General features: G+C 66.9%; 10 protein-coding genes and 1 tRNA gene. 8 read left to right on the top strand and 3 right to left on the bottom strand.

Annotation, left to right across the window (positions count from 1 at the left end):
• Nucleotides 1-8: 8 nt before the first annotated feature.
• Both AT699_RS06310 and AT699_RS06305 read right to left on the bottom strand, forming a co-directional pair.
• Nucleotides 9-791, bottom strand: a complete 783-nt coding sequence (locus tag AT699_RS06310) for a 3-hydroxybutyrate dehydrogenase (protein ID WP_024068016.1) — start codon at nucleotides 789-791, stop codon at nucleotides 9-11.
• Between the two features lie 148 nt (nucleotides 792-939).
• Nucleotides 940-2,205, bottom strand: coding sequence for a cation:proton antiporter domain-containing protein (locus tag AT699_RS06305; protein WP_024068015.1), 1,266 nt, complete (start codon nucleotides 2,203-2,205; stop codon nucleotides 940-942).
• A 258-nt stretch (nucleotides 2,206-2,463) separates the two neighbouring features.
• On the opposite strand from AT699_RS06305, the gene AT699_RS06300 reads away from it, so the two are divergent.
• Nucleotides 2,464-2,554, top strand: a tRNA-Ser gene (locus AT699_RS06300).
• A gap of 144 nt (nucleotides 2,555-2,698) precedes the next feature.
• On the opposite strand, the gene AT699_RS06295 is transcribed toward AT699_RS06300, so the two are convergent.
• Entirely contained in the window at nucleotides 2,699-3,328 is a 630-nt protein-coding gene (locus AT699_RS06295; protein WP_006389111.1) for a TetR/AcrR family transcriptional regulator, read from the bottom strand.
• A gap of 133 nt (nucleotides 3,329-3,461) precedes the next feature.
• On the opposite strand from AT699_RS06295, the gene AT699_RS06290 reads away from it, so the two are divergent.
• The 7 genes from AT699_RS06290 to AT699_RS06260 all read left to right on the top strand — a co-directional run bounded on the left by AT699_RS06290 (nucleotide 3,462) and on the right by AT699_RS06260 (nucleotide 13,031).
• Nucleotides 3,462-5,255 carry an ABC transporter ATP-binding protein gene (locus AT699_RS06290; RefSeq protein ID WP_058207254.1) on the top strand — a complete coding sequence of 598 codons (1,794 nt, stop codon included), beginning with the start codon at nucleotides 3,462-3,464 and terminating at the stop codon, nucleotides 5,253-5,255.
• Nucleotides 5,249-7,015, top strand: coding sequence for an ABC transporter ATP-binding protein (locus AT699_RS06285; RefSeq protein ID WP_024068012.1), 1,767 nt, complete (start codon nucleotides 5,249-5,251; stop codon nucleotides 7,013-7,015). The genes AT699_RS06290 and AT699_RS06285 overlap by 7 nt, the downstream gene beginning before the upstream one ends.
• On the top strand, nucleotides 7,015-7,956 hold the full coding sequence (locus AT699_RS06280) for an ABC transporter permease (protein ID WP_024068011.1): 942 nt from the start codon (nucleotides 7,015-7,017) through the stop codon (nucleotides 7,954-7,956). The genes AT699_RS06285 and AT699_RS06280 overlap by 1 nt, the downstream gene beginning before the upstream one ends.
• 20 nt (nucleotides 7,957-7,976) lie before the next feature.
• Nucleotides 7,977-8,900 (top strand): iron chelate uptake ABC transporter family permease subunit, encoded by a 924-nt coding sequence (locus AT699_RS06275; protein WP_049052720.1) that lies wholly within the window; start codon nucleotides 7,977-7,979, stop codon nucleotides 8,898-8,900.
• Nucleotides 8,897-9,673 carry an iron ABC transporter ATP-binding protein gene (locus tag AT699_RS06270; RefSeq protein ID WP_006389106.1) on the top strand — a complete coding sequence of 259 codons (777 nt, stop codon included), beginning with the start codon at nucleotides 8,897-8,899 and terminating at the stop codon, nucleotides 9,671-9,673. The genes AT699_RS06275 and AT699_RS06270 overlap by 4 nt, the downstream gene beginning before the upstream one ends.
• Entirely contained in the window at nucleotides 9,670-10,650 is a 981-nt protein-coding gene (locus AT699_RS06265) for a siderophore ABC transporter substrate-binding protein (RefSeq protein WP_024068009.1), read from the top strand. Before AT699_RS06270 ends, AT699_RS06265 begins: the two co-directional genes overlap by 4 nt.
• Before the next feature lie 110 nt (nucleotides 10,651-10,760).
• Nucleotides 10,761-13,031, top strand: a complete 2,271-nt coding sequence (locus AT699_RS06260; RefSeq protein ID WP_024068007.1) for a TonB-dependent receptor — start codon at nucleotides 10,761-10,763, stop codon at nucleotides 13,029-13,031.
• Nucleotides 13,032-13,039: the final 8 nt, after the last annotated feature.

Here is a 13,039-nt window from a genome sequence, read left to right as displayed (position 1 = left end):
TCCTTTGATCAGCGCGCCGTCCAGCCGCCATCGACGGAGACGGTGGTGCCGGTGATTTGCGCGGCGGCATCGGAGGCCAGGAAGACGGCCGTGCCGCCCAGTTGTTCGGGCGTGACGAACTGCAGCGACGGCTGCTTTTCGCCGAGCAGTTCACGCGCGGCGGTTTCCTGGTCGACGCCGTTCTTCTCGGCCAGCGCCGAGATCTGCTTTTCGACCAGCGGAGTGCGCACCCAGCCCGGGCAGATGGCGTTGGCGGTGATGCCCTGACCGGCGGTTTCCAGCGCGGTCACCTTGGTGAAGCCGACCACGCCGTGCTTGGCGGCGACGTAGGCCGACTTGTTGGCCGAAGCCACCAGGCCGTGGGCCGAGGCGATGTTGATGATGCGGCCGAAGCCCTGCTTCTTCATGTGCGGCAGCGCGGCGGCGGTGCCGTGGAACACGGCCGACAGGTTCAGCGCCAGGATGGCATCCCATTTTTCGGTGGGGAAATCCTCGATCAGGGCGGTATGCTGGATGCCGGCGTTGTTGACCAGGATGTCGATGCGGCCCATCTGGCGCACCGCGTTGTCGACCAGGCCGCGCACGGCGTCGCCCTTGGACAGGTCGGCGCCGTCGTGCAGCACCTTGACGCCATGCTGGGCGGCCAGGCCGGCGCGGACCTTTTCGATCTCGGCGGCGTCGCCGAAACCGTTCAGCACGATATCGGCGCCCTGCGCGGCCAGCGCGGTGGCGATACCCAGGCCGATCCCGCTGGTGGAACCGGTGACGACTGCGACTTTTCCTTTGAGCATAGATGTTCTCCTGTGGCGGGGCGCGAAGGGCGGACGGCGGCCGGAACACGCCGGCCGGCGCCGTGGGCGAAACACGGACTGAAAAACTGCGTCAAGTGTAGCTGCCCGGCAAGGCGCCCATGATGCCATGCCCCCACGGCGCGCGGGGTCAAGCGCGCGGCCGGCCCGGCGCTGTATCCGTCGCTGTATCCGCCGTGGCGGGCGACAGTGCGCGCGGCGACGCATCCGCCCGCCCGCCGGCCGTCGCCGGGTCCGGCTCCGGCTCGGGCAGGTCCGCCATGCCGCCCAGGCGTTCGGGCACCCGTTCGAGCAGCTTGATCAGGATGGGCACCACCCCCATCGACACCGCCACCACCACCGCCAGCACGTCGCGCTGATCCAGGTCCATCAAGTGGTTGTCCCAGGCTTCGTTGAAGATCGCGAAGCTGAATTCGCCGCCCTGCGCCAGCACCATCGCGAACAACAGGCGGTGGTAGCGGGGCAGGCCGAGCACGCGCGCAAAGCCATACAGCACCGCCACCTTGACCGCCAGCAGCGCGCTCACCCCCGCCAGGATGAAGGCCCAGTGGTCCGCGACCACGCTCAGGTTCACGGACATGCCGATCGCGACGAAGAACAGGCCCAGCAGCAACCCCTTGAAGGGCTCGATGGCGGTTTCCAACTCGTCGCGGTAGCGCGATTCGGCCATCAGCACGCCGACCAGGAAACCGCCCAGGCCGGCCGACAAGCCCGCATAGTCGAACAGTTGGGCGGTGCCCACCACCATCAGCAGCGCCGCCGCCGTGAACAATTCCTTCAGTTGCGCCTTGGCTGCCCAGCCCAGGAGGCGCAAACGGTAGGCCACCGCCACCACCGCGACGGCGACCAGCGCTTCCTTGAAGGACGGCGCCGATGCGCCGCCCGCGCCCAACAGCCCCGCCGCCACCAGCATCGGGATTGCCGCCATGTCCTGGAACAACAGCACCCCCAGCGCCGACCTGCCCATGGGCGTGCGCGTCAGGCCGCGCTCCTCCAGCAGCCGCAGCGCCACCGCCGTCGACGACAGCGCCAACGACAGGCCGCACAGGACCGCCGCCTGCCATCCCATGCCTGCCATGTGCCGCAGGGCCGCGCCGAACACCAGGCCCAGCAGCAGGCCGCAGGCCAGCATCTGCATCGCGCCCAGCGCGAACACTTCGCGGCGCATGGCCCACAGGCGCTTGGGCGCCAACTCCAGGCCGATGACGAACAGCATCATCACCACGCCCCATTGCGAGACGTTGACCATATCGCTCACGTCCGTCACCAGCTTCAGGCAGGACGGCCCGACCAGCACGCCGGCCACCAGATAGCCCGGGATCGCGCCCAGCCCCAGCCGTTGGGTCAGGGGCACGCACAGGACGGCGGCCAGCAACAGGATGAGAATCAGGTTCATCGGCGCGAAACGGGGCGGGTCGGAACAACCCGATTCTGCGCAAGGATCGCCCAGCTGGGAAGCGGATGAAACCCGCTGTAGCCGCCGATATCGACGGGCTTTACACAAAACTTTTTTTTACTGTAGAATTGCGGGCTTCGCTGCTCCGACAACGCAGATTCTTCCGACCAGGGATCTGATCGTGGGAAACCAGGAACCGCCAATGGGCTCAAGCCCGGCGCCGGCCACTGGAATTTCACCGTTGCGGAACCCAGCCACGGAGAGGTGGCAGAGTGGTCGAATGTACCTGACTCGAAATCAGGCGTACGGTATCCCCGTACCGTGGGTTCGAATCCCACCCTCTCCGCCAGTTTTGGCTTGTGAGCCCCACCGCGGCTCGCAGGCAAGCAAAAACACAGACGACCCGCACAAGCCCCGCTTGTGCGGGTTTTTTGTTGCCCGGGTGTGTCGGCCATATCCGGCCAGCTGGCCTGCGGGCAGGGGCGCCCATGCCTCAGCCCTGCGCCTGAGGCACCGCCCCGGCATCGAGCATGGCGAGCGCGCCCATGATCAGCGCATGCATGCCCTGCGCGAATTCCGCCTCCATCTCGGCCTCTTCCGCCGCGCGTTCAGCCTCGACCAGTGGTTCGCGGCCCGCCACCGAATACACCGTGTCCGCCACCGCGATGCAATGGAACGCCACCGTGGCCAGCAGCCAGCGCGCCTGCTCCTTCGGAATGCCGTAGATGCGCGCGATGCGGCTCTGGTGCTCATCGATCTTGACGAGCATGGGCGGCGTCGCGGCCAACCGACGCAGCACGTAGGGTGTCAGTCCGAGATTCTGCTTGACCAATTGCTGGGCCGACGCCGAGAACGCGAGCAGGTATTCCTTCAACCCGCTGCGTCCGTCATCACAGGGCAGCGGGATTCGCCAGCGGCTGAAGATCTCCTCGGCCACCAGGTGCTTGAGCGCCTCCAGGCTGGGCACATGCTTGTAGAGCGCCATGTGGCTGACCCCCAGCGCCGCGGCAACGCCGACGAAGGTGATGTTCGGCAGGCCGATGGCGATGCCCGCGTCCGCGATCCGTTCGCGCGTGATGGAGGGTGGACGCCCGCGCGCCGCGGACCGGGGTGACGATTTCATATGGCAATTCCCGCTGATGGCGACGGACCCGCAATAACTTTGATCCGCCTGTCCATTTAGTTTAGTTGGATGCAAGTAACTCTTATTTAGTTTATAGTCATGCAACTAATTATTCAGACGCCTTATTCTTTGCATGAGCACGCGCGATACGGCTGCGGCCCCGCCCCAGAAATCCGGCCCGATCAGCCTGTTGTTGCGACCCATCCGCGCACGCCTGGCTCTCGCCGCCCTCTGCGCCGCCATCGGCACGATGCTGACGCTCGTGCCTTTGGCGGGCATCGCGCATATCGCGCAACTCGCCCTGGGCGAGCACGCCGCGGCGGCGTCGACGCGGGATGAAATCTGGCGGGTCGCCATCGCCAGCGCCGTATGCCTGCTGGCCGGCATGACGCTGGTCTTGACCGGTGAGCTGCTCGCCCACCTGGCCGACAACCGGCTCACTGCCCAACTGCGCCTGGCTGTCACGCACCGGCTGGCGCGGGTTCCGCTGGGGTGGTTCACCAGCCGCGCCTCGGGCGAGGTCAAGCAGGCCATGCAGGACGACATCGCCACCCTGCACAGCCTGACCGCGCACTTCTACACCGCGGTGGGACGCGCGGGCGGCGCGATCCTGATCTCCGTGCTCTACCTGTTCGCCATGGATTGGCGCCTTGCGATCGTCGCGCTGTTGCCGTTTCCCGGCTTCTTCCTGTTCCTGCGCCGCGCCATGCGGGCCAGCGGCGCCAACATGCAGGCCTTCGTCACCCGCCTTGGACGGGTCAACAGCGCGACGATCGAATTCGTCAGCGGCATTCCGGTGGTCAAGGCATTCGGCGCAGACGGCCGCGCACATGACGGGTATCGCAAGGCCGTTGACGCCTTTGCCGAGGCATTCGCGGATTTCACCCGCCCGCTGGTCGTGGCCATGGCGCATGCCCATGCCATGATCGCGCCGGTGACCGTGCTGGGCCTGGTGCTGGCCTGCGGCGCATTGTTCGTGGGGCTGGGCTGGATGACGCCGCTCGAGCTGCTGCCGTTCGCCCTGGTGGCGCCGGGCATCTGCGCCCCGGTCCTGCTGCTCCACACGCTGCTGCACGACCTGGGTAATGCCGCTGGCGCCGCCCAGCGCGTCCAGGCGCTGCTGCGAACGCCGATGCTGGCGGCGCCCTCGCCCGATCGGCACAGCCCGCCGACGGGCCACGAGGTCCGTTTCGAAAACGTCAGCTACGCCTATGACGCCGAACAGCCGGCGCTGACGAATCTCGGTTTCACCGTGGAACCGGGCTCGGTGACGGCGATCGTCGGTCCCTCCGGTTCGGGCAAATCGACATTGGCGCGATTGCTGCTGCGCTTTTTCGACCCGACCGATGGGCGCATCACGCTCGGCGGCGTCGACCTGCGGCAGATCGAGACGTCGCGGCTGTACCGCCATATCGGCTTCGTGCTGCAAGATGTGCGCCTGATCCACGCCAGTCTCCACGACAACATCGCCTTGGGACGGCCTTCGGCAAGCCGACGCGAAGTCGAGGACGCGGCGCGCGCGGCCAACATCCATGAACGTATCCTGGCCCTGCCGCGAGGCTACGACTCGGTGGTGGGCGAGGATGCGCAGCTGTCCGGCGGCGAACGCCAGCGCGTGAGCATTGCCCGCGCAGTGTTGCTGGACGCACCGGTGCTGGTTCTGGACGAAGCCACCGCCGCCGCGGATGCCGGCAACGAGGTGGCGATCCAGGACGCGCTGTCGCGCTTCGCGCGCGGCCGCACCGTGCTGGTCATCGCCCATCGCCTCGATACCGTCATGCACGCCGATCGCATCCTGGTGCTCGACCGCGGCGTGATCGTCGAGCAAGGCACGCACCAACAACTGCTGGCTCGCCAGGGCCGCTATGCGCGCATGTGGCGGCTGGGCGGCCACGCAGGCGCCCCTTTGCAGGAGGCGTCATGCTGAGAACATTGCTGCAATTGCTGGGCCCGGATGCCGTCCTCTTGCGCCGCTATGCCTGCCAGGCCGTGGCCTACAGCCTGCTGTGCGGCCTGACCATCAGCGCGCAGGTACCCGTGCTCAGCCATCTGCTGGCGGGCGATGCGCGCGCGGCGCTGCCTTGGCTGGCGTTACTGCTGGCCGGGGTCGCGCTCTGCTGGATCGGCCGGCGCTATGTGGAACAGGCCGGTGTGCGCGTTGGCGTCTGCGTGCTGCAAGGCGGGCGCCAGCGACTGGGCGACCACGTCGCGCGTTTGCCCGTGGGCTGGTTCACTGCCGACAACACTGCCTGGTTGGGGCACCTGATCACCCAGGGCATGATGGCGGTGGCTCAATTGCCGGCGCATGTCTTCACGCCCGTGATCGGCGGTCTGGTGACGCCGGTGGTCATCGTGGCCGTCCTGCTCGCGCTGCACTGGCAACTGGGCCTGATCGCGCTGGCGGCCCTGCCCTTGCTGGCCGGCGTGCTCGCGCTGAGTGGACGGCTGTCGGGGCGCGCGGACCGGGCCTTCCATCGCCACTTCGCCGATACCAGCCAGCGCATGGTCGAGTTCGCGCAGGCCCAGTCGGTGCTGCGCGCCTTCAACGGCGACGGCGCCAGCGCCCGCTTCGTCGAGCAGGCCGTGGCGCGGCAACAGCGCTCCGGCACGCGGCTGATCCTGCTGTCATCCCTGTCCTCGGTTCTCAATGCCTGGGCCGTGCAGGCGGTGTTCGCCGCGCTGCTGGTCGCGGCGACGCTATGGCTCAATGTCCAACTGGCAAACCCGCTGGCAGCCGCCGAGATCGTCGCGCTTGTCGTCTCACTGCTGCTGGTGGGCCGCTACATCGACCCGCTGCTGGAAGTCGCCGCCTACGGCGAAGCGCTGCGCGGCGCGCGCGGCCAGCTCGACGCCATACGCGAACTGCTGGCGGTCCCGCCGTTGCCGGCGGCACAAGCGCCGCGGCCGCCGCGGGACGCCGGCGTGGAACTACGCGACGTTTGCTTCCGCTACGCGCCCGGCCAGACCGATGTGCTGCGCGGCGTGAACCTGTGTGTCGCTCCCGGCAGCATGACGGCACTGATCGGCGCGTCCGGCTCGGGCAAGACCACGTTGGTACGCCTGATTGCGCGCTTCTTCGACGCCGACCAGGGCAGCGTGCGGGTCGGCGGGGTCGACGTACGCGACATGTCGCAGACGCAACTGGCGGGCCAGATCAGCCAGATTTTCCAGGACAGCTACCTGTTCACCGGCATCATTGCCGACAACATCCGCCTCGGCCGGCCCGAAGCGAGCGACGCCGACCTCATGGAAGCCGCGCGCCTGGCCGGCGTGACCGAAATCATCGAGCGCCTGCCGCAAGGGCTGGAGACGCCGGTCGGCGAAGGCGGCGCGCGGTTGTCCGGCGGAGAACGGCAGCGCATCGCCATTGCGCGCGCCTTGATCAAGAATGCGCCCATCCTGCTGGTGGACGAAGCCACTGCCGCGCTCGACGCCGAGAACCAGGCGGCCATCGCCGACACGTTGGCGCGATTGCGTGGCCGGCGCACCCTCATCGTGATCGCGCACCAGCTATCCACCGTGTCCATGGCCGACCAGATCGTGGTAATGGAAGACGGCCTGATCGTCGAATCGGGAACGCCCGCGCAGTTGCGCGCAAGCGCAGGGCACTACGCCCGTTTCCTGGCCCAGCGCCAGGCCGCCAAGGGCTGGCGCATCGCGCCGGCGGCGCCCGGTCGGGAACGCTGATGCCCGCGCGCCTGTGCTGCCTGCTGGCCATGCTGTGCGGCGTCTCCCTGCTGGTCGGCTCCAGCCCGGTGGCGTGGTCGCAGGCGCTTGCCGGATCGGGCGACGCCTGGCTGACGCTGACGGCCAGCCGCCTGCCACGCCTGGCGGCCGTGGTGCTGACCGGCGTGGGCCTGTCGGTCTGCGGCGTCATCCTGCAGCACATCGTGCGCAATCGCTTCGTCGAGCCCGGCACTTCCGGTGGGCTGGATGCCGCCAAGCTCGGCATCCTGGTGTCGCTGACGCTGGCGCCGGCGGCCGGCACGACGAGCCGCATGCTGTTCGCGCTGGTGTTCTGCCTGGCCTCCAGCCTGCTCTACGTAGGCATCATTCGCCGCATTCGCTGGCGCAATACGGTACTGGTGCCGGTCGTCGGCCTGATGTACGGCAGCGTGCTCAGCGCCGTGGCCGAGTTCTACGCCTATCGCCACAACATCCTGCAAAGCATGCAGGGCTGGCTGCTGGGCGATTTCTCGCGCGTCGTTCAGGGCCATTACGAGATCATCTATCTGGTCCTGCCCATCGTCGCCCTGGCCTATCTGTACGCGCATCGCTTCACCGTGCTCGGCATGGGCGAGGACATGGCATCCAGCCTGGGGCTCGGCTATGCGGCTACCGCGGCGCTGGGCCTCGTGCTGGTCGCGGTGACGGTGTCCGTAACGGTCATCATCGTCGGGGCGATTCCATTCGTCGGACTGGTCGTGCCCAACCTGGTGGCACTGCGCTACGGCGAGAACCTCGGCCGCACGCTTCCCATCGTCGCGCTGGGCGGCGCATCGCTGCTGCTCGCCTGCGACATCATCGGCCGCCTGCTCATCCACCCGTTCGAAGTGCCCATTGGCCTGACGGCCGGCGGCGTGGGCGGCGTCATGTTCCTGGTCCTGATCCTGCGGGGGTTGCGGTGAAGCGCGCGCCCCGGTTCTGGATGTTCGGCCTGGCATTGGCCGCCCTGGCAATCGCCTTCGTATTCGCAGGCGCCGGGTGGGACTTCGGTTACGTGATTCCCAAGCGTCTGATCCGCCTGGCGGCCATCGTCGTCGGCGGCATCTGCGTCGCGCTTTCGGCCATCGTCTTTCAGACGCTTGCCGGCAACCGCATCCTGACGCCCGCCGTGATGGGCTACGAGGCGGTGTATCTGCTGTGGCAGTCGCTGCTGCTTCTGTTGATGGGCACGCACGGCATGGCGATGCTCGGCGTGGCCGGAAACTTCCTGGTTTCGGTGGGGCTGATGCTGGCCTATTCCTGGGTGGTGCATCGCTGGCTGCTGCGCGGCGGCAACGATGTGTACCGGATGCTGCTGCTCGGCCTGGTGCTGACGATGGTGATCACGACTTTCACGCAGTTCGTTCAGCTGCGCATCAGCCCGGGCGAATTCGCCGTGTTCCAGGGACTGGGCTACGCCTCGTTCAATCGAGCGACGACCGAAACCCTGCTCTACGCAACGGTGGCGCTGGCGGCGGTGTGCTTCGCGGCTCGCGGCGGCCCGCCCGCGCTCGACGTGCTGGCGCTTGGCCGCGACCAGGCGATGTCGCTGGGCGTGCACCATGCCCGATATGTCCGTCGCTACCTGGCGCTGATCGCCATTCTGGTGGCGGTATCGACCAGCCTCATCGGGCCCACGGCCTTCATGGGCATCTTTGTCGCCAACATCGCCTATGCGGTGGCGGGCAGCAACCGGCACCGGATCACGCTGCCCCTGGGGTGCGGCGTCGCCATTGCCGTATTCATCGTCGCCCAGCTGCTGGTCGAACACGCCTTCAACTACAAGACCTCGGTCAGCATCCTCGTCAACCTGGTGTGCGGCGCGTACTTCCTTGCCCTGACGTTCCGAGGCCGAGCCACGCCATGATCACCGTCCGCAATCTTCGCAAGACCTACGGCGCCAGAACCGTCCTGGACGGCATCGACGCCGAATTCCCGGCGCGGCGCGTGACCTCGCTGATCGGGCCCAACGGCGCCGGCAAATCCACGCTGCTGATGCTGATGGCGCGGCTGCTGGAACCCAGCGGCGGCGAGATCCTGCTCGACGGGCAGCCGGTGACGAACTTGCGGATCGCCGAGTACGCGCGGCGTGTCGCCACCCTGCGCCAGGCGCCGGGGTTCGACCTGCGCCTGACGGTGCAGGAGCTGGTCGCCTTCGGCCGCTTCCCCTACAGCCGCGGCACGCTGACGGCCGCCGACCGCAACGCGGTCGACTCAGCCATCGATTTCCTGAGCCTGACGCCGCTGCGCGATGCCAACCTCGATGAACTCAGCGGCGGCCAGCGCCAGATGGCGTTCCTGGCGATGACGATCGCGCAGCAGACGGATGTGCTGCTGCTGGACGAACCGCTGAACAACCTCGACATGAAGCATGCCGTGCAGATCATGCGGGCGCTGCGTCGCCTGTGCGACGAGCAACGCCGCACCGTGATCCTGGTGATCCACGACATCAACTTCGCCGCCAACTATTCCGACCATATCGTCGCGCTCAAGGACGGCGCCCTGCATGGCAGCGGCCCGTCGGCGCAGGTGGTGACCGAGCCGCGCCTGCGCGCGCTGTACGAGCTGGATTTCGAGGTCTTGCGCAACGAACGCGGCTGTCTCTGCAACTACTTCAATCCATCCGGAGTTCCGATATGAGCTGGAAAAGCACCTGCCGCGCCGCGGGCCTGGCAATGATCGCGATGGTCGTCCTGCAGGCGTGCGGCGACAAGCCCGCCCAGCCGCCCCAGGCGGCGCAGGCCTCGCCGGCATTCGACTCGCCCATCAGCATCACCCACAAGCTGGGCACGACGACGATCACGCGCCCGCCCCGGCGCGTCGCGGTGCTGGACATGAACGAAGCCGATACGCTCGACCAGTTGGGCGTGCCGATCGTGGGCATGACCAAGGACTATGTGCCGCACTTCCTCGCGCGCTACAAGGAAGACGCCAGCGTGCTGGACCTGGGCGCCATCGTCCAGCCCAACCTGGAACGGGTGCACGCGCTCAAGCCCGACCTGATCCTGATCTCCCCGATCCAGGCCAACCATTACCGTGAGCTGACCGAAATCGCCCCGACGCTGCATTTCGATGTGGACTTCGGCAACAGCAAGGGCCAGCACCTCGCCGTCATCAAAGATCACCTGATGACGCTGGGACGTCTCTTCGGCAAAGAGGACGTGGCCCGCCGCAAGGCTGCCGAACTCGATGCCAAAGTGGCAGCCGCCCGCCGCGTGACGGAAGGCCGTCCCGAGAGGGCCATGATCGTGATGTTCAACAACGGGGCCTTCAGCTCCTTCGGCGTGCAGTCGCGCTACGCCTTCGTCTTCGACGCGCTGGGCGTCAAGCCCGCCAGCACCCTCGTCGATTCCAGCCTGCACGGCCAGCCGATTTCCAGCGAGTTCATTCAGCAAGCCAATCCCGACATCCTGTACGTGGTCGACCGTACCGCGGTCATGGAACGGCGCCCGGTCATGGATGCCGAGCGCATGAGCAACCCGCTGCTGCAGCAGACCAATGCCTGGAAGAACGACCGCGTGGTGTTCGTCGATGCCGACGCCTGGTACACCACCGCCGCCAGCGTGACTTCGTTGCAGCTGGTGATCGACGACGTCATCAAGGGCTACCAGGACTGAAACCCGGCCGTTTTTCCTGGCCGGTTTTTTTGATAAACGATTCTCGATCTCACTCGTTTTCTTGTTTTCAAACCGAAGCAATTTTTCAACCTACATTGAAAGGAATCGGCATGAACGCACTGTGCCGTCAAAACCGTATCGCCCTCCCCGCGCCGCAGGCTATCCGCCGCACCACCGCCTTCGAGTTGAACCGCACCGCGGTCGCCGTGCGAGCGGCGATCTGGCTGGGCGTGATACTCGCCGCGGCGGCGGTTCCGTCCGCGCGGGCGCAGACTGCCGGCTTGGCCGCGGACGCCCCTGAAACCCCGCGCGCGGCCGCCACGGCGGAGGGCGTGACCACCCTGCAGGCCGTCACCGTCCATGGGCAGGGTGAAACCGTGCAGCCCTACGCCGGCGGACAGGTGGCCACCGGCGGCCGTGTCGGCATGCTGGGCGACAAGGATTTCATGGAGACGCCCTTCAGCACCGTCAGCTACACCGACAAATTCATCGCGGACCGGCAAGCGCGCGACATCACCGACGTGATTTCCGCCACCGATCCTTCGGTGTTCTCCACCGGCGTGCAAGGCACCATCGCCGAGAACTATTCGATCCGCGGCTTCAGTTCCAACATCAACGATGTCTCGTTCGGCGGGCTCTACGGCATCTCGCCCTACTACCGCGCCTCGCCCGAGATGTTCGAGCGCATCGAGGTCCTGAAAGGGCCCTCGGCCCTGCTCAACGGCATGCCGCCGGGCGGCTCGGTCGGCGGCGCCGTCAACCTCGTGCCCAAGCGGGCCGGCGACGTGCCGGTAGCGAGCCTGACCGCGACCTACATGTCGGACTCGCAGTTCGGCGGCCATATCGACCTGGGTCGGCGTTTCGGCGAGAACCAGCAGTTCGGCATTCGTTTCAATGGCGTCTACCGGGATGGCGGTACGGCGGTCAAGCAGCAGGACCAGAAGTCCCAGCTGGCCGCGCTGGGACTGGACCTGCGCGCCGACCGGGCCCGCATTTCCATCGACGTCTACAGCAGCCAGGACCGCGTGGACGGTCCAACCCGGGGCATCAACCTGGCGCGCGGCGTGAGCGTGCCCAAGCCGCCGAAGCCCGATACCTTGCTCAACCCGACCTGGGCCTTTTTCGACACCCGCGACGAAGGCTTGATGGCCCGTGGCGAGATCGACCTGAGCGACCAACTGACGGCCTACGCCGCGGTAGGCACCAGTGATACCAAGTACAAGACAACCAGCGTACAAACGGTGGAGGTCTTCAACAACGCCGGCGACTATCGCACCAACGTCAGCGACCTGCGCTTCGAAGTCGAGAAGCAGTCGGCCGAGGCCGGTTTGCGCGGCAAGTTCCGCACCGGCGCCGTCGCCCATGAATGGGCACTGAACGCCACTTACTACGCTCACACCGACGAGCAATTCGGCCGGCGCAACGCGCTCGGCCCCGATTGGATCACCAACATCTACCACCCGGTATGGGGTCCCGCGCCCGATACGTTCATCGCGCCGCAGATCACGAAGACCAAACTGCGCCTGAGCAGTTATGGACTGGCCGACACCTTGTCCTTCGCCGATGGCCGGGTGCAGCTGACGCTGGGCGCGCGGCACCAGCAGGTGGTGGCCGATTCGTACAACGTCGCGACCGGCGCGCGCACCTCGCGCTACGACGAAAGCGCCATCACCCCCGCGGCCGCGATCTTGTTCAAGGCCACCGACTCGCTCTCGATTTACGCAAACTACATCGAAGGCCTGAGCCAGGGCGCCACTGCCCCGATCAGCGCGGCCAATGCGGGCGAGGTGTTCGCCCCCTACAAGAGCAAGCAGAAGGAAGTCGGCCTCAAGCTCGACCTGGGCGATTTCGCGCACACGCTGAGTCTGTATGAAATTACCCGCCCCAGCAGCTACACCGACCCGGCGACCAACACCTTTTCCTTCGGCGGGGAACAGCGCAACCGCGGCATCGAATGGACCTTCTTCGGCTCGCCGCTGGAGGGCGTGCGCCTGATGGGCGGCATTGCCTATATGGATCCCAAGCTGACCAAGACGGCCGGCGGCATCAACCAGGGCAACACAGCGACCGGCGTTCCCAAGCTGCAAGGCAAACTGGGCGCGGAATGGGATGTTCCGCAGCTGCGCGGCCTGACGCTGACCGCCAACGCGACGTCGGCATCCAAGCAGTACATCGATACCTCCAATTCGCTGTCGGTGGCGGGACGCACGATCTACGATGTCGGCGCGCGCTATGCCACGAAGGTGGCGGGCCGACCGCTGACCTTGCGCGCCACCGTCCACAACCTGACCAACAAGGCCTATTGGTCGATGCCGCAATGGACCAGCCTGGCCATGGGCGCGCCGCGCACGGTCATGCTGTCGGCAACCGTGGATTTCTGATCCCGGCC

Source organism: Achromobacter xylosoxidans (genome assembly GCF_001457475.1).
Classification (GTDB): Bacteria; Pseudomonadota; Gammaproteobacteria; order Burkholderiales; family Burkholderiaceae_B; genus Achromobacter; species Achromobacter xylosoxidans.
The sequence above is the reverse complement of the archived record's forward strand: the minus strand, read 5'-3'. Positions and strand labels throughout refer to the sequence as shown.